Origin of the sequence: Bordetella sp. 15P40C-2 (assembly GCF_009763235.1) — a bacterium.
GTDB lineage: Bacteria > Pseudomonadota > Gammaproteobacteria > Burkholderiales > Burkholderiaceae_B > Bordetella_A.
Genome location: NZ_WSJA01000020.1, coordinates 32,993 through 52,908 on the forward strand (window position 1 = coordinate 32,993; position 19,916 = coordinate 52,908).

23 protein-coding genes are annotated in these 19,916 nt (G+C 59.5%); 15 read left to right on the forward strand and 8 right to left on the reverse strand.

Annotated elements, in window-relative coordinates; genetic code table 11:
- Positions 1-17 precede the first annotated feature (17 nt).
- A complete protein-coding gene (efeU, locus tag GOQ25_RS09040; RefSeq protein WP_160350139.1) occupies positions 18-851 on the reverse strand; it encodes an iron uptake transporter permease EfeU in 834 nt (277 codons plus the stop codon).
- A 302-nt stretch (positions 852-1,153) separates the two neighbouring features.
- Between efeU and GOQ25_RS09045 the strand changes: the two genes are divergently transcribed.
- Positions 1,154-1,495, forward strand: a complete 342-nt coding sequence (locus GOQ25_RS09045) for a glycine zipper 2TM domain-containing protein (protein WP_160350140.1) — start codon at positions 1,154-1,156, stop codon at positions 1,493-1,495.
- A gap of 107 nt (positions 1,496-1,602) precedes the next feature.
- Here the strand turns inward: GOQ25_RS09045 and GOQ25_RS09050 are convergent, their stop codons facing one another.
- The 4 genes from GOQ25_RS09050 to GOQ25_RS09065 form a co-directional block, all read right to left on the reverse strand.
- The gene (locus tag GOQ25_RS09050) at positions 1,603-2,499 is read right to left on the reverse strand and encodes a manganese catalase family protein (protein WP_160350141.1); all 897 of its coding nucleotides are present in this window, start codon (positions 2,497-2,499) and stop codon (positions 1,603-1,605) included.
- A gap of 72 nt (positions 2,500-2,571) precedes the next feature.
- A complete protein-coding gene (locus GOQ25_RS09055; protein ID WP_160350142.1) occupies positions 2,572-3,093 on the reverse strand; it encodes a ferritin-like domain-containing protein in 522 nt (173 codons plus the stop codon).
- Positions 3,094-3,418: 325 nt separating this feature from the next.
- A complete protein-coding gene (locus GOQ25_RS09060) occupies positions 3,419-4,228 on the reverse strand; it encodes a DUF2243 domain-containing protein (RefSeq protein WP_370519928.1) in 810 nt (269 codons plus the stop codon).
- Between the two features lie 2 nt (positions 4,229-4,230).
- On the reverse strand, positions 4,231-4,503 hold the full coding sequence (locus tag GOQ25_RS09065) for a hypothetical protein (protein WP_160350143.1): 273 nt from the start codon (positions 4,501-4,503) through the stop codon (positions 4,231-4,233).
- A gap of 222 nt (positions 4,504-4,725) precedes the next feature.
- On the opposite strand from GOQ25_RS09065, the gene GOQ25_RS09070 reads away from it, so the two are divergent.
- The gene (locus GOQ25_RS09070; protein WP_160350144.1) at positions 4,726-5,628 is read left to right on the forward strand and encodes an MBL fold metallo-hydrolase; all 903 of its coding nucleotides are present in this window, start codon (positions 4,726-4,728) and stop codon (positions 5,626-5,628) included.
- A gap of 25 nt (positions 5,629-5,653) precedes the next feature.
- Here GOQ25_RS09070 and GOQ25_RS09075 read toward each other — a convergent pair whose 3' ends face one another.
- The gene (locus GOQ25_RS09075; RefSeq protein WP_160350145.1) at positions 5,654-6,574 is read right to left on the reverse strand and encodes a LysR family transcriptional regulator; all 921 of its coding nucleotides are present in this window, start codon (positions 6,572-6,574) and stop codon (positions 5,654-5,656) included.
- Positions 6,575-6,667: 93 nt separating this feature from the next.
- On the opposite strand from GOQ25_RS09075, the gene GOQ25_RS09080 reads away from it, so the two are divergent.
- From GOQ25_RS09080 to GOQ25_RS09090, 3 genes are read left to right on the forward strand one after another with little or no spacing between them, the layout of a single operon-like run.
- Positions 6,668-7,504: an alpha/beta fold hydrolase gene (locus GOQ25_RS09080; protein WP_160350146.1), complete on the forward strand. Its 837-nt coding sequence runs from the start codon at positions 6,668-6,670 to the stop codon at positions 7,502-7,504.
- A gap of 20 nt (positions 7,505-7,524) precedes the next feature.
- Entirely contained in the window at positions 7,525-8,484 is a 960-nt protein-coding gene (locus GOQ25_RS09085) for a tripartite tricarboxylate transporter substrate binding protein (protein ID WP_160350147.1), read from the forward strand.
- 17 nt (positions 8,485-8,501) lie between these two features.
- Positions 8,502-9,302: a TIM barrel protein gene (locus GOQ25_RS09090; RefSeq protein ID WP_160350148.1), complete on the forward strand. Its 801-nt coding sequence runs from the start codon at positions 8,502-8,504 to the stop codon at positions 9,300-9,302.
- A gap of 23 nt (positions 9,303-9,325) precedes the next feature.
- Here the strand turns inward: GOQ25_RS09090 and GOQ25_RS09095 are convergent, their stop codons facing one another.
- Entirely contained in the window at positions 9,326-10,165 is an 840-nt protein-coding gene (locus GOQ25_RS09095; RefSeq protein ID WP_160350149.1) for an IclR family transcriptional regulator, read from the reverse strand.
- Between the two features lie 198 nt (positions 10,166-10,363).
- Here GOQ25_RS09095 and GOQ25_RS09100 point away from each other — a divergent pair, with 198 nt between their 5' ends.
- From GOQ25_RS09100 to GOQ25_RS09135, 8 genes are read left to right on the forward strand one after another with little or no spacing between them, the layout of a single operon-like run.
- A complete protein-coding gene (locus GOQ25_RS09100; protein WP_160350150.1) occupies positions 10,364-11,425 on the forward strand; it encodes an ABC transporter ATP-binding protein in 1,062 nt (353 codons plus the stop codon).
- Positions 11,422-12,291, forward strand: a complete 870-nt coding sequence (locus GOQ25_RS09105) for an ABC transporter permease (protein ID WP_160350151.1) — start codon at positions 11,422-11,424, stop codon at positions 12,289-12,291. The genes GOQ25_RS09100 and GOQ25_RS09105 overlap by 4 nt, the downstream gene beginning before the upstream one ends.
- Before the next feature lie 5 nt (positions 12,292-12,296).
- Positions 12,297-13,091, forward strand: a complete 795-nt coding sequence (locus GOQ25_RS09110) for an ABC transporter permease (RefSeq protein WP_160350152.1) — start codon at positions 12,297-12,299, stop codon at positions 13,089-13,091.
- Between the two features lie 18 nt (positions 13,092-13,109).
- Complete coding sequence (locus GOQ25_RS09115; protein WP_160350153.1) at positions 13,110-13,421, forward strand: (2Fe-2S)-binding protein; 312 nt, start codon at positions 13,110-13,112, stop codon at positions 13,419-13,421.
- Positions 13,418-14,788 (forward strand): NAD(P)/FAD-dependent oxidoreductase, encoded by a 1,371-nt coding sequence (locus GOQ25_RS09120; RefSeq protein WP_160350154.1) that lies wholly within the window; start codon positions 13,418-13,420, stop codon positions 14,786-14,788. The genes GOQ25_RS09115 and GOQ25_RS09120 overlap by 4 nt, the downstream gene beginning before the upstream one ends.
- Positions 14,785-15,951 (forward strand): FAD-binding oxidoreductase, encoded by a 1,167-nt coding sequence (locus GOQ25_RS09125; protein ID WP_160350155.1) that lies wholly within the window; start codon positions 14,785-14,787, stop codon positions 15,949-15,951. The genes GOQ25_RS09120 and GOQ25_RS09125 overlap by 4 nt, the downstream gene beginning before the upstream one ends.
- Positions 15,952-15,986: 35 nt before the next feature.
- On the forward strand, positions 15,987-17,015 hold the full coding sequence (locus tag GOQ25_RS09130) for an ABC transporter substrate-binding protein (protein ID WP_236844417.1): 1,029 nt from the start codon (positions 15,987-15,989) through the stop codon (positions 17,013-17,015).
- 55 nt (positions 17,016-17,070) lie between these two features.
- Entirely contained in the window at positions 17,071-17,841 is a 771-nt protein-coding gene (locus GOQ25_RS09135; protein ID WP_160350157.1) for an SDR family NAD(P)-dependent oxidoreductase, read from the forward strand.
- A gap of 39 nt (positions 17,842-17,880) precedes the next feature.
- Here the strand turns inward: GOQ25_RS09135 and GOQ25_RS09140 are convergent, their stop codons facing one another.
- Positions 17,881-18,654 (reverse strand): SDR family oxidoreductase, encoded by a 774-nt coding sequence (locus GOQ25_RS09140; protein WP_160350158.1) that lies wholly within the window; start codon positions 18,652-18,654, stop codon positions 17,881-17,883.
- 89 nt (positions 18,655-18,743) lie between these two features.
- On the opposite strand from GOQ25_RS09140, the gene GOQ25_RS09145 reads away from it, so the two are divergent.
- Together GOQ25_RS09145 and groES are read left to right on the forward strand one after the other, a co-directional pair.
- Entirely contained in the window at positions 18,744-19,358 is a 615-nt protein-coding gene (locus GOQ25_RS09145; RefSeq protein WP_160350159.1) for a TetR/AcrR family transcriptional regulator, read from the forward strand.
- A gap of 243 nt (positions 19,359-19,601) precedes the next feature.
- Positions 19,602-19,889: a co-chaperone GroES gene (groES, locus tag GOQ25_RS09150; protein ID WP_094801319.1), complete on the forward strand. Its 288-nt coding sequence runs from the start codon at positions 19,602-19,604 to the stop codon at positions 19,887-19,889.
- Positions 19,890-19,916 lie beyond the last annotated feature (27 nt).

Below are 19,916 nucleotides of genomic sequence, written 5' to 3' on the forward strand. Positions count from 1 at the left end.
ATCAGGATTAAGGGGGGTCAAGCCGATGCACGCGCCGGTGCGACGCCAGGGGCACGATGGCGCAGGAATAGATAAAGACTCACCACGAGGAAGAAGACATAGACCAGTACCTCGCCCGTCACAGGCGCGGACTGATAACCAAACAGTCCGGACAGGACGGTGCCCAATGGGCTGTCTAATGGCAGGAGGTGGTCAATATCGAACACGACCGTTTGCAGATGATTCCAAACACCTGCCTCATGAAACTTGCGCAGCGCGCCGGCCAAGAGGCCCGCGGAAACAAACAGGATGAATACACCGGTCAAGCGAAAGAAGCGCCGCAGGTTCAGACGCAGCCCACCGCTATAAATACCGTAGCCAATCGCGATCGCGCACAGCAGTCCGGTGATCGCTCCCAGCGGCGCCTGCCACCCCGCACTCTGCTGAAAGATAGCGAGCAAGAAGAACACGGACTCCAGCCCCTCGCGGGCGACGGCTAAAAAGACCACGCCAATCAGCGCCCAAGCGCGTCCTCTGCCGCCGGCCAATGCGTGGTCCACCGAATGCTGCAGCTCGCCCTTTACCGACGCCCCCGCTCGCCGCATCCAAAACACCATAGAGGTCAGCATCGCCACCGCGATCAGGCCCACCACGGCCTCGAACAGTTCCTGCTCTTTTTGCGGAAACTCCGCCACGGCAACCTGCAATCCGGCACCGACGAAAAAGGAAAGGGCCACAGCCAACAGCACACCGATGGTGACGCCGTACATCATCGACGACGAACCGCTACGTTTCAGATAGCTGGCCACGATGCCCACAATCAAAGCCGCCTCAATGCCCTCGCGGAGCATGATCAGAAAAGGCACTAGCATCGTTAACAACCCAAACCAAAATGAGAATAATTATCTATTCTATGACAATCAGACGGCAAGCATAAACGACTTAAGCCCATGAAAACAAAGTATTTTTTATTCAGGACATCGTAAGTCTAGCTAGGGTTCAATCGCGGGAAAGTGCGCAATTTCCCGCCTGCGAAAGCGGCTGAAACAGGTTATACACACCGTAGCGCACCCTGAGCGACTGACACATGAGGTGAGTGTTAAGGTTTTCCTGACGACAGACTGAATGGCTATCGCCCTGTTTCTACAGGCCGATTTCAGTACAGGAGAACACCATGAAGATCCACTCACGTATCGCGCAGGTCCTTTTATCCACCACGCTCGCCTTGGGCGTCGGCAGCACGGCTGCGGCCGACGACAAAACCCAAAACACCATCATCGGCGCGGGAGTAGGCGGGGTCGCAGGCGCGCTGCTATCTGATGGGGATCCGCTATATACCGTCGGCGGTGCGGCTGCGGGTGGCCTGCTGGGCAATGTGCTCACCGACGATGATGATCACAAGAAGCGCCGACACTGGGACAACGGACGTCGGCATAAACATAACTATCAATATGCGGACCATCGTGGCAAGCCCAAACATGGAAAACATAAGCACAAGCATAAGCATCGCCATTAATGCTTAAGCTGCTGGGGACCGCTGTTGCATGCGGTCTAAGAACTGCCGTCGCAGAAGCAAAAAAAGGGTACGCGAATCGCGTACCCTTTTTTCAGACTTTGACCGGATTACTTCACCGGCTTATCGCCCTTCATCGGTAATGCGCTGCCCAGCTCGGCCCCGGTGGTCGGATTCGAGTCCGGATCGGACGCCGTGCGCATCGCCAAGGCCTGAACCGCCAGGTTTTCTTCCTCGCTCAACATCACTTGAGCGCTTCCGTCGCCGTCAATACCGCCTTGCTCTTCGCGATCCGAAATGTAGGTGAAGTTCTCGTCGCTATTCCAAGGTCCGCGCATATCACCCTCGCCTTGCGACATGTTGAAGTACACGTCAGCAAAGCGTGCATCGCCGGGGAGCTTCCCGGGCGGGAAGTTCGGCTCCATGGAATAGAGGGCCTTTTCAAAGGAGCGTTGGTGCGCGATCTCGCGCGTCATCAAAAAGCCCAAGGCTTCCTTCACACCAGGGTCGTCGGTCGCGTTGATGAGGCGTTCGTAAACGATCTTGGCGCGCGCTTCAGCGGCGATGTTTGATCGCAGGTCGGCGGCAGGGTCGCCGATCGAATCGATATAGCCCGCGTTCCACAGCTGGCCACCAGAGTTGATCAGCGCGGGGCCGCCGCCGTACAGCACTTGGGTAACGTGCGAATCGTTGCCCGCGCCGTTTAAGCGACGATAGATATCGGCTTCCGCTTCGGTCGCCTCGGCCAACACGCCCTTGGCGCCTTTATTCAGCATCGCTACCAACGTGCCGATGACTTCCAGGTGGCTGAGCTCTTCGGTAGAAATATCAAAAAGCATATCCTTGCGACCGGGATCTTCTTCGGCAATCGCCTGGGTGAAATAACGACAAGCCGCGGCCAGTTCGCCTTGTGGACCACCGAATTGTTCCAGCAGCAAATTGGCGAGGCCGGGATTGGCCTCGTTGACGCGCACGGTGTATTGCAGGCGTTTGTTGTGAGCGAACATGTAGCTCTCCTTTGGGTTAGCCGCGGATGGCTTGCGCCAGCGCCGACGGCGTGCGTTGACAGTACTGCTGGGTTATCGCTTGGCTTGTGCGTTCGGATCGTCCGCACGAGCAAGGAAATGACGAACAAGGGCCGCGCTGTTGTGCTCGATCCATTGCGCCATGGCGCGCTCTTCCACCAGGATGCGTTTGCATATCTCGGCGGTTTCTAGATCGCCCACATAGGTGGCGGCCTCTTGCAACTGGGTATAGGCGGCGATTTCAAGGTTTTCGAATGCAAAGCTGAACATGCTGCCTTTAACGACCTCATCCGAGGCGAACGCGCCCGAGAAACCTTGGAACGTTGCCATCGCCTTGGCAGCCATGTCCTTGAGCAACGACGTGTCGCCGCCACGTCGCTCAATACAACTGCGAATCAGGCGTTGTTGCTCGCGCGTTTCTTCGATGTGGCGCTGGATACGTTGATGCAATTCGGGATAGCTTTCGATACGCCCGGCCATGCTCTTCAACATGGTTTCGGCTTGCTCTTCCATTGCATGGGCGTCGCGCAGCCAGTCCATCAAATGCTCGCTAGCGCGGGAATGCTGTGTGTCCATCGTGATCTCCAGTTGGGATGATTCACCCCGCGATCTGGGGTGACAGTCACAAAGCAACTGGCATGCCTAAGGTGTGTCAGGCACGACATTTGCATGACACGTTTCCCTACTGATTCGATTCCTATCAAACCAAGGAGGCGCTATGTGTCCGCACCAACCTGAAGGTCAAACCGAACATCTGGGCGCGAAGTTGCAGGAGCTCGCGAAAAAGCCGAAAGCCAATCAGACCAACGAAGACAAAATCAGCAACTCCGGATACCCCGCTGGTGGGGAACGCACCCGGCCGGAGCGGGATGCTTACGAGAAACCGATCGAAGACGCTGACTCAGACCCGAGACAATCGGGGGCCTGATTGCAGCCAGGCCGCGCAACCAGCTGGCGCGGCCGTCCCGCTGACATAAACCGCGCCCGCTTGATACAACGCCAGGCGAGCACGCAGGGATAAGCCCTGAACCACCCAAACCTCGCCCTGCCCTGCCGTCCAGATTACGCTTGCCTCGGACGTATCGAGCGCCGCGAAAAAATCCGGGACGGAAGCATGCGAACCCAATGCCACGACGGTCGTGTCATCATTACCGCGCAGAGGGAAAATATTCACGGCCCCCGCGAACAATACGAATAACGACATCACCCGCACGGCTTTCGCGCTGGTGGCGCCCGGCGTTCCCGAACCGCCATCGCGCCGGCGCCAGCCCCACATAAACGGCACTATGCCGAACACCACGACCCAGGCCAGATCCCACGCCAGCGGCATGCTGGAGTCCATTTTGATGCGATGTATGCCTGTGATCCAATGCGAGAACACTGCATCAATGATGTGCCACACGCCAAAGCCCATCCAGAATCGTGGCCAGATCACGCTAAAGTCGGGGCTTTTGCCGCTAGTTGATCGATAAAGATAGAGATTCCATAACCCGATCGCGGCAATGACATACATCAGAGCGTGAAACCATCCATCGATGGTTACCTGCATGCGCAGGCTGCCCAGCGCGCCCGTTTGTATGGCGGAGAGCAAATGGTGCCACTGCAAGATTTGATGCAGCAGTATGCCGTCAAAAAATCCCCCCATGGCAAAGCCGAGCCACACGCCGGCCCAGCGTAATTTCTTATTCTCGGCAGCGGTGGCGTGGCTCACGTTCACCCCCCGTTCTTCGGACCGGATCGCTTGGGCAGTATTGAAGGCGTGTCGTCCGTCGGCTTGAACACATTGTCATCGCCAGGTTCCGGCTTGGGCGATCCGTCGAACTCGGTCGCTTTGGATCGCGTCGGCTTTGATGGGGCGTCGTCGTTGTGTTTATTGGAATCGCCCAACCCCTTTTGCACATCCGCGGCGATATCGACTTGTGACTTGGTGCTGGGCTCCGGCGTGGCCGGCATGATCGGGGACGGGTCGGGACGCGAGGTGCTCATAGAGATCTCCTGACAGGGCAACGTTGCAGTGCCGCAGGCGCAGCATGAAGCGTACCCATGTAAAGCGTGTCTTAGAGCGAAACACCACCGGACGGATGTAACGCGTCCGCCCTCCGGGAACGGAGCTTGCCCGATCAGCGGCGTCATTACTCAGCGACGCGATAGCGCCCGCGGGCTTCTAGACCCCACCGGCATGCGCGTTGAGGCAGAGGAGATTGAAACGTGAAAATTATTCATTTGAACTGCATCTCGACCTGCCCCGCGGGTGGCATACTGATGGATGGTCGTTCCTCGTGGCTGCGCTGGCGCGGCAGGCTATGTTGTCATTGTGTGTTGATCGAGCTTGATAGTGGAGATCTTGTATTGATCGATACCGGGCTGGGGCTGGAGGATGTGCAACATCCGCGTGACCGGCTGAGCGGATTTTTCCTGGCCCTCGTTAAACCGGAATGGCGCGAGACCATGACCGCGCGTCGTCAGATCGAGGCACTAGGGTATCGCGCCGAAGACGTGCGCCATATCGTACTGACGCATCTGGACTTCGACCATGCTGGCGGGCTCGATGATTTCCCCGCGGCCACCGTGCATTTGATGCAGACGGAACAAGATGTGGCGCTGCGTCAAAGCTCATGGCTGGACCGTCAACGTTTCCGCCCGCAACAATGGTCTTCGCGCCCGCGCTGGAAAGGCTACGCCCCCGCCCGAGGGGAAACCTGGTTTGGATTTGAACGGGTCAGAGAGCTCGACGGGCTACCGCCCGAGATCGTCATGTTGCCGCTACCTGGCCATACGCTTGGCCATGCGGGAATTGCCGTCCTGCAGGATGACAGCTGGCTGCTGATGGCCGGCGATGCGTATTTCCATGCGAGCGAAATGCGGTCGCGTCGCCCGAGCTGCCCGCCTGGCCTGCGTTTTTATCAGTGGATGATGGAACAGGACCGAGGCGCCAGACTCCATAACCAGCACCGTTTGCGTCAATTGATCCGGTCGCATGCGCGCCAGGTATGCGTTTGCTGCGGGCACGACACGGCGGAGTTTGAACGTTTGGCGCGGCGCGCGTTCGATGTGCCCGCGCCGGCTGTTAAGCGCGCGGAAGCGAGCGAGTTATCGATGAATGATTCATAGGCCGCCATGGCGATTGCCCTATTGCTCATACGACCAAGTCGCGGGCAGCGTACGGACTTTCAGCCGCACTTTGACGCGCGAGTTGAATGGCGTAGTCGAGGGCACGGCTCGCGGCTTTGTCTCGATAGGCGATGGCCAGATTCGCAATGGGGGGGCGCCCGGTCAGCGACAAGTAACGCACGCCCTCCGCCTGCAACTGACTCATGGTCTTCGGGATCACCGAGACGCCCATCCCGGCCGCGACAAACGTCACCACAGAGGTCAACTGCGGCACCTCGATACCCTCGGACGGCGTGAACCCCGCAGCCTCGCACGCTTGCACCACAGCGTTGTATAGCCCGACCCCGACCTTGCGCGGATAAAAGATAAAAGTTTCTTGTGCAAGCTGACTCAACTCGATCACGTGGTTTGATGCGAGCTTGTGCGTGGCCGGCACCACCGCGATCATGGGTTCGGTCAGTAGCGTTTCCACATGAACACCGGCGAGTTCTGCCGTCGGTGCGCGAACGAAGGCCAGATCCACGCTGCCCTTTTGCACGCGATGCACCAGCTCTACGGTCGACTGTTCAGTGAGCGTCACCGTCACGCCAGGGTACACACTGCGATAGGTCCGGATCAGCCGTGGTACGTAGGGATGAATACTGGCCGACACGGTAAATCCGAGCGCGAGCGTACCGACTTCCCCGTTTGCAATTCTCCTGGCCGACTCTTTGGCGCGTTCCGCGCCTTCCAGTACCTGCCGCGCCTCGGCCAGGAACGCCTCGCCAGCCTCTGTCAACGTCACGCCCCGCCGATCGCGCACGAACAGTGGCGTGCCGATTTCCCGCTCAAGCTGCTGAATCTGCTGACTCAACGGGGGTTGGCCGATTCCGAGTTGCCGCGCGGCGCGGGTGAAATGCAACTCGGTTGCGACGGCAACGAAATAACGGAGGTGGCGCAGTTCCATATTTAAAACAGATCACAGAGTCTTTTTCATATATTGGACAGATTTTACCGCCCCCTCTACGATGCGCCCATCAGAGACCAAGGAGACAACACTATGCCGATGCTGAAGCGCCAAAACGGGCCAGATTTGCACTACACCGTCACCGATTTCACCGACCCCTGGAGCGACAGGCCGTATCTGTTTTTGCAGCACGGGTATGGCCGTCGAGGCCAGTTCTGGTATCAATGGGTGCCGCTGCTTGCGCGCCACTACAACATCGTCTGTCCCGACATGCGGGGCCAAGGCCTGTCATCGAAAGACTTCGAAATCGCGACCGGCTTCAGCCTGGAGACTTTGAGCGACGATGTCATCGCCATTGCCGACGACCTGGGCGCCGAATCGTTCCATTACTGTGGCGAATCGATCGGCGGTCTGACCGGCCTGGCGGTTGCCGGTCGTTATCCGGATCGCGTACGCACCCTGGTAAATGTCTCCGGGCCAGTATTCATTTCCGATGGAGCAAAGAAAGGGTACTCCCTTGGCGAGGCCTCGTGGCCCGAGGCCGTCCGCGTGCTGGGTCCTCGCACGTGGCTGGAACGTACCAACGCTAGCACGCGTTTTCCGCCGGATTTTTCACCGGACTTTCTGGCTTGGTATACGGACACCGTCGAGAAAACAGGTACGGAAGTGCTGGCCGCGCTGGCTCAGTTTGCGATCGAAGCCGACGCCAGGCCCTATCTACCCAAAATCACGGCCCCCGTGCTCTGCCTTTACCCACAGAAAGGCGCTATCGCCAACAATGAACAGCAGGACGCCCTGAAGTCGCTGGTGCGGCAGCTGGACCTACGCGAAGTCGGTACGACCTATCACATGATTCAGCACATCGTCCCAGAAGAATGTGTGAAGCAAGTACTCAGTCATATCGCGACTTACGAAAAGAACCATCAATAATTTCAACAGGAGACACCATCATGACGCTATTTCATCGCACGCTCCTGGCCATAGCGGCCGCTGCAGTCTGCGGCATGCCCGCCATGGCGGCTGACAAAGCACCGATCACGATGCTCGTTCCTTTCTCGGCGGGGGGCTCGACCGATATCCTCGCACGGGTGATCGCCAAGGACATGGCCGAGAAACTGGACACATCGGTCATCGTCGAGAACAAACCCGGCGCGGAAGGCTTTATCGCGGGACGCCAACTCAAGTCGGCCAAGCCGGACGGCAACACATTGATGTTGGTCACCACGAGCGTCTATGCGATTAATCCGGCAATCTCGACGGACATCCCTTACGATTCCGCCAAGGATTTCGTCACTGTTAGCGTCGTTGCGTCCTCGCCGAACGTTCTCCTGGCATCGGGAAATTCCAAATTCAATTCGTTGAAAGCGGTTATGGACGCGGCCGCAGAGAAGCCGGAAAACGTCACGTATGGTACGGGTGCGACGATGCACCTGCTGAATTCGAAGCTGTTGGAATCCCTCTCGAACACGAAGATGGTCGGTGTACCCTATAAAGGCAGTGCGGCCGTCTATCCCGATCTCATATCGGGACGCTTGGATTTCATGGTGGACCAGCCGCTGTCTTCCATGCCTTTTATCCAAAATGGACAGCTTAAGGTCTTGGCGGTCACGTCGCCCCAACGTTGGAGCCAGATGCCCGACGTACCGACGGTTGCCGAACAAGGCTATCCCGATTTTGCAACGACTTCCTGGTGGGCCGTTGTCGCGCCGGCCGGCACACCAATACCCACGCTGCAAAAGCTGCACGATGCCATCACAGCGGGACTCTCCCAGCCCGCCACGCAGGAGAAAATTAAACAGATCGGCGCGGACATCACGCCGATGACCCTGCAAGAGTCGCAAGCCTTTACCGCAGAAGAACTCAAGCAATGGAAATCCATTGCGGACAAAGCGCAGTTCAAACTCAACTGAACCAGGGACGCTATCACGTGCTTAAGCTGTCGGCTAATGTCTCTTTGCTGTTTAGCGAGCTGCCTTTCCTGGAGCGTTTCCAGGCCGCCTCCGCGGCGGGCTTTTATGCGGTGGAGGCGATGTATCCGTATGAGTTTTCCGCTCAGGACATCGCACGCGAAATGCGCGCCAGTGACTTGCAACTCTCGGTCATCAATCTTCCGCCTGGCGACTCGGCAAGGGCCGAAAAGGGACTGGCCGCGCTCGGGGGACGGGAGCGGGATTTCGAGCAGTCGCTGGAAAAAGGCTTGGAGTATGCATCCGCCCTCGAATGCCAGCGCGTGCATTTGCTCACGGGGAACTTGCCAGCCGGGGTAGCCCTGCATGAGATACGGCCCACGCTCATCCGCAACATCGAGCGCGCACTCCGGTATTTCGAGCCTCATGGCATCGTGGTGCTGCTCGAACCGCTGAGCCGACAGATGCTGCCGCACTATTCCTTAACGCGGGTGGAGCAAGCGGTTGCCTTGATAGACGACATAGGCTCGCCCGACCTGCGCCTGCAACTGGACCTCTATCACACGCAAATGGAGCAGGGCAATCTCGCCGCGCTCATTGAGAGATACCAGGCCTACATCGACTACATCCAGATCGCGGGCGTACCGGGGCGGCACGAGCCCACGGTGGGCGAGATCAACTACGCGTATCTATTAAAGATGTTGGAAGACCGCCAATTCATCGGCTGGGTGGGCTGTGAATATGTGCCTCAGGGCGACACACGGCAGGGCCTTCAGTGGGCGCGCGATTGGGGGCTATTGCCTCAAGAACGCGTTGCCTAGACAAACACTGCCCGCGCCAGCACTCAAGCACTACGCCCGCCCTGCCCCAAAAAATTATTCGGCCGCCGCAGGGCGGGATCGAACGGATTGATCTGTGACCCAATCTGCGCCGCTTCTTTCTTCAATAGTTCTACGATCAGGGGCAGGCGTTCCGGGCTCACACGCTCCGACGGCGCCGCCAGGCTGATCGCTGCAACGACCGAGCCGCTGCGATCGGTCACGGGCACCGCCAGCCCGATTGTGCCGGGATAGAGTGCCGGCCCGGTCGACAGCGCATAGCCCAGATCCAGACATTCCTTTAGCCGCACGCGCACGGTGATTTCATCCATGAATCCCAGGTCGCGTAGACGGGGAATATTGAATCGGATGATCTCTTCGCGCTCGGCCTCGTGCAGGCGTGCAAGCAGTATCAGCCCCGCCTGGCCCAGGCCAAGCGGGACCTTGCCTCCGATATCGCCCGTATAAGAGCGAACGGGAAAAGGCCCATCTATGCGGTCCAGGCACACTGCATCAAACCCATGGCGCACCAACAAGAAAATGGTGTCATTAAGCATTCCGGATAAACGCAACAGCGCCGGGCGGCAGATGTCGCGCAGTGTCGAGTGGCGATTGCCGGCGCTGGCCGCCATGGCAAAAAAACCGACGCTGAGCTGATAGGTCTTTGCCTGGGCAGGCTGCTCGACCATGTCCTCCTGAATCAGCGCCTGCAAAACCCGGTGAGCCGTAGCCGGTGCCTGGTTTGTCCGCGCAGCAATGTCCGTCAGACGCAGCCTTTCCCCATTCGCGTCAGCGAGTACCCGCAAAACCGAAAAGGCGCGGGCTAACAGGCCCTGGGCTGAATCCTCTTTCTCTACCTTCGCCATCGCTTTCCTTCAATGGAATTATTAGCAGCTTATTACGACACTAATTCTGTCATATGGAAAAAAATAAAAAAACATTCTTTTCTACGGAAAAACACTAATAAGATTTTTATAGCGGCATTTCTACACTGCCCTCGTTCTACTGCGGATACCGGCATTGGCCAGTGATCTTTCCACCGCGATAGCGGACAAGAGGCGGATATGGCATTTCTGCGTTTGGAGCAAGTCTCCAAGTTCTACGGCGATCTTTGCGTCGTCTCCGAAATGAGTCTGGAGGTCGAGCAAGGTGAATTTCTCTCCTTGCTCGGACCGTCAGGCTGCGGCAAAACCACGACATTGCAAATGATCGCGGGTTTCGCCGAGGTAACGAGCGGGCGCATCACGCTGGACGGTCGCGACATTACACACGCGAAACCCAACACGCGCGGCCTCGGCATCGTGTTCCAGAGCTATGCGTTATTTCCGCACATGACGGTCAGCGAAAACGTGGCATTCGGACTGACCATGCGCCGCGTGGAACGTAGTGAACGGGATAAACGCACGCGTGAAGCGCTCGCGCTCGTCAAATTAGATAAATACGGGGATCGTTATCCCCGAGAGCTCTCTGGGGGTCAGCGGCAGCGCGTGGCGCTCGCGCGCGCTCTGGTCATTCGTCCGCCGGTACTGCTGCTCGATGAACCGTTATCGAATCTGGACGCACAGCTGCGCGAAGAGATGCAGTTCGAGCTTTCCAACATTCAGCGTCGTACCGGCACGACGACTATTATGGTCACGCATGACCAGGCCGAGGCGCTGTCGATCAGCGACCGTGTGGTCGTCATGCAAGACGGTCGCGCGACGCAAATCGATGCGCCCTATCGCATGTACGAGCATCCCCGCACGCATTTCATATCGCGTTTTGTGGGAAAGACCAACATGTTGGCCGCCACGGTCTCACAGGGTGGCTCCGACAGCCGAATTCAGGTGGGGCCGTTAACGGTGCCCGCCGACGACGTTGGCCTTCGCGCCGGAGACCCGGTATGTCTATCGCTGCGTCCGGAAAAACTGCTGCCCGTCGCTGCGGGACAGGGCAAACTCGATGGCCGCGTGACTACGCGTTATTTTCTGGGCAGCCAATGGCAATACGAACTGGATACGCCCGTCGGACCTTTGCTCATGGTCACGCCCAATGATGGCGGCGCGCCCCATGCACCGGGCGATATGGTGGGCCTGGACTGGGCTGACAACACATTGCGCATCTTGACTGGTGAGGCGCAACCATGACCACATTGCAGTCCTCCCAACGCCCCGGTGGAATGCCACCGGCCGCGCTTGCCTCGCTGCCGCTGACACTGCTGTTCTTGACGTTGGTGCTCACGCCTCTCGGCCTGACGCTGCTGCTCTCGTTCGCACAGTTCGACTACAACACGGGTATTCAGCCAGGCTATACCTTAGACCAATACATCGAGGTACTGACCGACGGCTACTTTCTGGAAATATTCTGGCGCACGTTCTGGATCGCTGGCCTGACCACCCTCATCTGCGCGCTTATCGGTGCGCCCGAGGCGTATATTTTGTCGCGCATACGCAAGCCCTGGCGTTCCATTTTTCTGCTGGTCGTACTTTCGCCGCTATTGATCTCCCTCGTGGTGCGGGCCTTTGGCTGGAGCCTGCTGTTGGGCCCCAGCGGCCCGCTGGGCGCGGCGTCGTCCGCCCTGGGATTCGGTTCGTTGCTCTACACACCCACGGCCGTCATCATTGGTCTGGTGCACGTGATGCTGCCATTTATGGTCATTCCGGTGTGGACCTCTTTGCAAAAGCTCGATCCCACCGTTGAACAAGCGGCCTACTCGCTTAACGCCTCGCGTGCGCAGACACTGTGGCGTGTCATTCTGCCCCAGGCGATGCCCGGAATACTCTCCGGCAGCCTTATCGTTTTCGGCCTGTCCGCCAGCTCCTTCGCCATTCCGGCGTTATTGGGGGGACGGCGACTGAAGATGGTGGCCACCATCGTATATGACGAGTTCCTGACGGAGTTGAACTGGCCGCTGGGCGCCGCGATCGCCGTTCTCCTGCTAATCGCCAACGTCATCATCATGATGACCTACAACCGCGTGGTGGAACGATCCTACCGCCGCAGCCTGGGGTGAACGCGATGCAAAAGAACGGACCTATCGCCCTCGCGTTTAATTTCCTAGTAGTGGCCTTTGTGCTGGCGCCGCTGGTGATCGTGTGCCTGGTGGCATTCACGCCCAACTCAACGCTGTCGATTCCCACGACCTCCTTTTCGCTGCGCTGGTTCAAGGCCGTGTTTGAACACGCCGACTTCATGCAGGCCTTTCGCAACAGCCTCTGGCTCGCGTTTTCATCGGCCAGCATCGCGACGATCCTGGGAATCCCCGCCGCCATCGCCGTCACGCGTTATCGCTTTCCTGGGCGTGATGCATTGAACGGCTTGTTTCTCTCGCCATTGATGATTCCCCACCTTGTCCTGGGGGTGGCGATGCTGAGGTTATTTGCCTTGATGGGGACAACGGGCAGTTTCGCGTGGCTGGTGCTTGCCCACGTCGTGGTTATCACCCCGTATGTCATGCGCCTGATCATCGGGGCGCTGGTGGGGCTGGACCATTCGATCGAACATGCCGCCGAATCCTTGGGCGCTAATCGTCGAACGGTGTTCCTCAAAGTCACGCTGCCGATGATTCTGCCCGGCGTATCGGGTGGTTGGCTACTGGCATTTATCAACAGCTTCGATGAGCTGACCATGTCCGTCTTCATCACCGCGCCCAGCACCGTGACGCTGCCCGTGCGCATGTACATGTACGCCACGGAGTCGGTAGATCCGATGATGGCAGCGGTATCCGCGTTGGTCATCGCGCTCACCGCCGTCACCATGCTGCTGCTCGACCGTGTCTACGGTTTGGATCGCGTGCTGGTCGGTCAAAAGTAAACAAACGGGGCCGATATCGTGGCTTTACTCAAACGCGTCGCCGAGACGCATCGCACGACACTGACGTTCACGGTCGACGGCCAGGCGGTCGCCGCGCTTGAAGGCGACACGCTACTTACCGCCATGCTTACGCAAGGCGAGCACTTGCGCCATTCGGAATTCGGCGGCGCACCACGCGCGGGGTTCTGCATGATGGGCGCCTGCCAGGACTGCTGGGTGCAATTGGAAGACGGTCGCCGTGTACGCGCCTGCTCGACTTTTGTGGAAAATGGCATGCGCGTGATCACGCACACCGTGCGCGGCGGCAGCATCGTAAAGGAGGCGCCATGACGATCAAACCCGTCATCATCGGCGCGGGTCCCGCTGGCGTACGCGCCGCGCAAACCCTGGTCGCCGCAGGCCTACGCCCCACGATCATCGACGAAGCTCCGCGCGCCGGCGGCCAGATCTATCGGCAACCTCCAGAAGGTTTTACCCGCAGCAAAGCTCAGCTCTATGGCTCGGAGCATCAAAAGGCCGACGCCATTCATCGCACGATGGCGGGCATCCGCGATCAGGTCGATTACTTGCCGGACAGCCTCGTGTGGAACGGCGACGATGGTGTTCTCGATGTGATACAGCAAGGTGTATCGCGAGATGTGCCATACAGCCACTTGATTCTGGCGACGGGCGCCACTGACCGCGTGTTGCCCTTTCGGGGCTGGCTCACGCCCGGCGTGTACACCCTGGGCGGCGCGCAAGTCGCGTTGAAGTATCAAGGGTGCGCCATCGGAAGTCGTACCGTATTCCTCGGGACGGGGCCGCTACTGTATCTGGTGGCCTATCAGTATGCGCGCGCCGGCGCCAGAGTGGCCGCGGTGTTGGACACTTCGCGCAGCAGCGATCGGCTGGCCGCTTTGCCTGGCATGCTCGCAGCGCCAACGCTTTTGGCACGTGGGCTGGGCTATATGGCGTGGTTGCGCGCGCACGGCGTGCCCTTGCGCAGCGGGATTCGGCCAACGGCAGTAACCGGGGACACGCGCGTCGATGGCTTGCGCTATCGCGACGCCCGGGGCCGCGACCAAGAGATCGCGTGCGATGCGATCGGCTACGGCCTGACGTTACGCGCGGAAACGCAGCTGGCTGGCCTGTTGGGCTGCGAATTCGAGTTCAATGACCGCGACCGCAACTGGCTACCTCGTCGCGACGCGGCGGGCCGCAGCTCCGTACAGGGCATCTACCTTGCCGGCGACGGCGCGGGTATCGCTGGCGCAGACGCAGCCGAACTGGCGGGCGAACGCGCCGCGCTCGCCCTACTGGCCGATGCGGGGCTCGCCCACGACGGGGCGCGCGCGACTGAACTGGAGCGACGACTGGCCAGAATCAGCCGCGTGCGCGATGCACTGGAGATTGCCTTTCCATTCCCCAGCGACTGGCAAGTCGATGATGAGGTGATGCTGTGCCGCTGCGAGGAGATCACAGTGGGGACACTGCGCGATGTCGCGCGCTGCGGACAAGCCTGCGAACTCAATCGCGCTAAAGCGTTGACTCGCGTGGGCATGGGTCGGTGCCAGGGCCGCATGTGCGCCGTCGGCGCGGCCGAAGTCCTGTCGCAAGCGCTCGGAGTATCACCGCAGGCGGTGGGCCGATTACGCGGTCAGCCTCCCGTCAAGCCGATTCCCATTCATCTCACCGTGGCGCAAAGGTCGCAGCCATGAGCTCCATCGCACAGACAGAAGTCGTGATCATCGGCGGCGGCATCGTTGGCGCCAGCGCAGCGCTATTCCTGCGGCATCGTGGCGTGCCGGTTACCTTGCTCGACATGGGAGCCTGCGGTGCGCGCGCAAGCGGCGTCAACTATGGGGGGGTGCGCCGCCAGGGGCGCCCGCTCGAACAAATGCCCCTCACGGCACGCGCACATGAGTTGTGGGCGCAGCTGCACTCGCTCATCGGCACCGATGGCGAATATGTGCGCAGCGGCCACCTGAAGCTCGCCCGCACCGAAGAAGACCTGGACCAACTGCGCGCCTATCGCGATCGGACACGCGAATGGGGCATGGACCTGCGTATCATCGAAGCCGATGAGCTACGCCGACGCTTCGACTGGCTCGACCCGCGGCTCGCGGGAGGGTCGTTATGCCCCGATGACGGTCATGCGAATCCCCGTCTGGTTTCACCGGCATTCGCACAAGCGGCGGCGCGCGCAGGCGCGGATGTGCGCGAGCAGCAACACGTGACGGATACACGATTCGACGGCAAGCGTTTCATCATTCGAACCGCTGGTGGCGACACGCTATACGCACGTTATCTCTTGAACTGCGCGGGTGCGTGGGGCAACGAGATTGCAACGCGCTTTGGTGAACCGGTGCCCGAATCGGTGATTCACCCGCTCATGATGGTGACCGAGCCGCTACCGGTCTTCATGAACGTGAGCCTCGGCATACAGGGAGGCGGCATCTACGCGCGTCAGGTCCAGCGAGGCAACTGCGTGATCGGCGGCGGACGGGGCACGCTGCACTCAGAGGGTTATGCCAAACCCTCGCGCCGCGAACTGCCCACCCTCCTGGCGCGCGCCGCCGAGTTGCTACCGCCCTTGCGGGGAGCGCAAGTCATTCGTTTTTGGACCGGGATGGAAGGCAACATGCCGGACCACAATCCGGTTCTTGGACCTAGCAGCACCACGCCCGGCCTGTTTCACGCATTTGGCTTTTCCGGGGCCGGCTTTCAGATCGGGCCGGCCGTGGGCGAGGTCTTGTCCCAACTGGTGGCGGACGGTGAAACGTCCGTACCCATTGATGCCTTCCGCATCGAGCGATACGCGCCTGCCGCTCACGCAGCCGGGTCGTCATGTTCAGGTGAGCACACGCTGGAGAACTCATGAGCAAGCACAAACACGGCGCTCGCGCCAAACTGGGAATGTGGATCGCTGGCGCCCTGATGCTGGCCGCGTCTGCCACGGGCGCCCAGGCCCAGCAAAAAACCCTGTACATCGGGATGAACGGTGGCGACATGGAACGCGCTTTCACGCAGCATGTCTTCCCGGCGTTCGAGAAAGCCAATGACGTCAAGATTGTGGTCGTACCGGGCACATCCACCGACATACTCGCCAAGGCTCAGGCATACAAAGACAATCCGCAGATGCACGTGATGTTCCTGGATGACGGCATCATGGCGCGCGCCATCACCATGGGCCTGTGCCAGCAGATGAACGATGACCCGGTTTTCCAAGACCTGTACCCCGCCGCCGTGATGAAAGACCGCATGGCCGCCGGTATCGATATCGGCATGACAGGGCTGGGCTACAACACGCGTATTTTCAAAGAAAAAGGCTGGGAGCCGCCGACCTCCTGGATGGACCTGGCGGACCCCAAATACAAGGGCAAAGTCGTCTTTCAATCGGCCTCCGGCAGCACCTTTGGCCTGCATGCATTCCTGATGTATAACCGCATCGTGGGTGGCGATGACAAGAATACCGACCCGGGTTTCAAGAAGTGGTCTGACACCATCGGCCCGAACGTGCTCGAATACATTCCCAACTCGGCCAAGCTTGCCGAGATGATTCAGAACGACGAAGCCGCAATCTTCCCGCTGACCCCCACCGCCATCGCCCGCCTGAAAAAACGCGAGATTCCAGTGGAGTACGCTCAGCCCAAAGAGGGCTCGGTCATTTTGATGGTGGGCGAATGCGTGATCGCCAACAATAGCGAGCCGGAGCTCTCGCAGAAACTCGCGCGGTATCTGCTGAGCCCCGAAGCACAAGCGGCCGCGTTGGAATACGGTGGCCACTTCCCGTCGAACCGCAAGACTCAGGCATCCGAGCAAAACGCGGGTACGCTTAAGACTTTCCAGGGCTATATGGACACGGCCACTATCCTGGATTGGGATGCCATCAACGCCACGCGCCCGGCTTTCAACGCGCGTTGGAATCGCACCGTCGAGCGTTAAAGCGCTCGTCATGCCGGACGCTACGCGCGTCCGGCTTCGCTTTACAGGAATGCATATGAGCAACACACAATTTAATTTTCAGGACAAGGTCGCCATCGTCACCGGCGGGGCGCAAGGCATCGGCGAGGCTTGCGTGCGACGTCTGGCGCAGGACGGCGCATCGGTCTCGATCTGGGACGTTGATCAGGCGCGCGGACAAGCCCTGGCGGATTCTTTGGGCGAACGCGGTCAATTCGTCGCCTGCAACGTGGCCAGCAAGACCGACGTGGAAAAAGCCCTCGCCGAAACCCTCGCCCGCTACGGCCGCGTCGATCAGCTGGTCAACAATGCCGGCATCGTCAAGACCAGCAACTTTCTCGACATCACCGAGCAAGACTGGGACGCCGTCATCAACATCAACCTAAAGGGCGCTTTCCTCGTTGGCCAGGCCGTCGCGCGCGCCATGGTCAAGCAAGGCGGTGGTGCCATCGTGCACATGAGCTCGGTCAACGCCGTGATGGCGATTCCGTCCATCGCCGCCTATAACGTCAGCAAAGGCGGCGTCGCCCAACTGACCCGCGTCATGTCTCTGGCACTGATCGATCACGGCATCCGCGTCAATGCCGTCGCGCCCGGCACCATTGCCACCGAACTCGCCAAGAACGCCGTCATGGCCGACGAGGTCGCCCGCGCCCGTCTGATGAGCCGCACGCCCATGCGCCGGCTGGGTGAACCCTCCGAAGTCGCCGATGCAGTCGCGTATCTGCTTAGTGACTCGGCCAGCTATATCACGGGCGAAACCCTGTTTGTCGATGGCGGCCGACTCGCGCTGAACTATACGGTTTAAGGCTCACGGCTTAAACCTGCAGGTCGGCGTCGCAGTGGCTCATAGCCGCGCGCCGCCCGTCGCATCAATCGTCTGCCCCGTGATCCAGCGTGCCTCGTCGGACGCGAGAAAGGTAATTACATCGGCGATGTCTTTCGGCTGGCCCAAGCGCGAAAACACCGACATCGCTTCAGCGCTGTCACGTGCCTCTGTATGCGCAAGCCATTCGGCATTCATGTCGGTCTGCGTCACCCCTGGCATCACTGCATTCACCGTAATACCTCGCGGTCCGAATGCCGGAGCCAAAGCCAGCGTCAAAGTTTCAAGCGCGCCCTTGGAAGCCGCATAAGCCGGATGCGTTGGCGCCGCCAGCCGGGTAAAGCCCGTCGACACATTGATTATGCGTCCACGCTCGCGAATGTGCGCGCTTGCCGCCTGGATCAGAAAAAACGGCGCCTTCAAGTTCACCGCCATTACCTCATCGAACAACGACTCGCTCGTCTCGGATAAAGCCACCGCAGGCGCGATGCCGGCGTTGTTGACAAGAATATCGAGTCCCGCTTCGCCGGTCGCGGCAACGGCCGCATCCTGAAACCGGTGCCAAAGTTCATAGGCGGCATCACGCCCGTTGTGGAGATCGGACTGGATGGCCACGACTTTAGCTCCTAGTTGTTCGATCTCGCGAACCGTGGCCCGCGCCGCGTCTGCATTATTGCCATAATGCAGGCCTATAAAAGCCGCGCCCTCCCGGGCCAATGCCAACGCCGTGGCACGGCCGATTCCCCGCGAAGCGCCCGATACCAATGCGACCTTATGTGCTAATTTGCCAGCCATGTTTTCCTCTTAGGATGATTAATATAGTGATCACTATATTAAAACAGATTAGGCGCCCTGCCAATGATTTTTATAGCGGTTGATATAAAATGGACAACACCCCTCGGAAACGCGGACGACCACGCTCGCTAGACCGCGAAACCGGCCTTGAAATCGCGGCGAACCTTTTCTGGGAACGCGGCTACGAAGGCACTTCGATTGCCGATCTGACGCACGCGATGGGCGTACCCCCGCCTTCGCTCTACGCCGCATTCGGTTCCAAGGAAGAGCTTTACCAGCAGGCGATTGACCACATCAGCGAACGTGAAAACAAGCTATGGATGCAAGCGTTGCGAGACGGCCGTCCCGCTTACGAGGCCATCGCCTTTTACCTGAAAGACGCCGCGCGGCGGTTCACGCAGTCAGGCCGGCCACGGGGTTGCATGGTCTCTAACGCGGTGCTACAGCACAACGAGAAAAATCACGACGTAGCGCACGCCGTGGCCGCGCGCAGAGCCCGTGGGGTTCAGCTCTTAAAAACCCGGCTCGACCAAGCGGTGCAGAACGGCGAGCTAGCCGAGCACGCAGATACCGAGGCGATAGCTCGCTTCTATGCGGCAGTGGTGCAGGGCATGTCAGCCCAAGCCTGCGACGGTGCAAATCTGCACACACTAAACAAACTAGCGGACTTGGCGCTGTCGGCGTGGCCCGGCAATGTGGCGTGACCCATACGCGAATTGCTCGCTAACAATCGTGACCCATCGGCAGGCGGCCGCCTGGAAGGGCGCGGCCAACATGCTGCGCCAATGCCTTGGGCGGCGCATCAAAATGTAACAGATACAACGCTACCCCTTGAACCTCGCAACATCATCCCTATAATTAGCACTCGCCGCCGGTGAGTGCTAACACTGCCTCCCGGCACTGAATCCGAACATTTCACCTCTATTTATTAGAAACAGGAGTTCCTCATGGCCCTGCGTCCCCTGCACGATCGTGTGATCGTCAAACGCCTGGACAACGAGCGCAAGACTGCCTCGGGCATCGTTATCCCTGATAGCGCCGCTGAAAAGCCGGATCAAGGCGAAGTCGTGGCCGTCGGCCCGGGCAAGAAGACCGAAGACGGCAAAGTGCTGCCGGTCGACCTGAAAGTCGGTGACAAGGTTCTCTTCGGCAAGTATGCCGGCCAGTCGGTCAAAGTCGACGGCGAAGAGCTGCTCGTCATCCGCGAGGAAGAAATCCTCGCCGTGATCCAGTAATCCACTGAACGAATTCTGAAGGAAGCT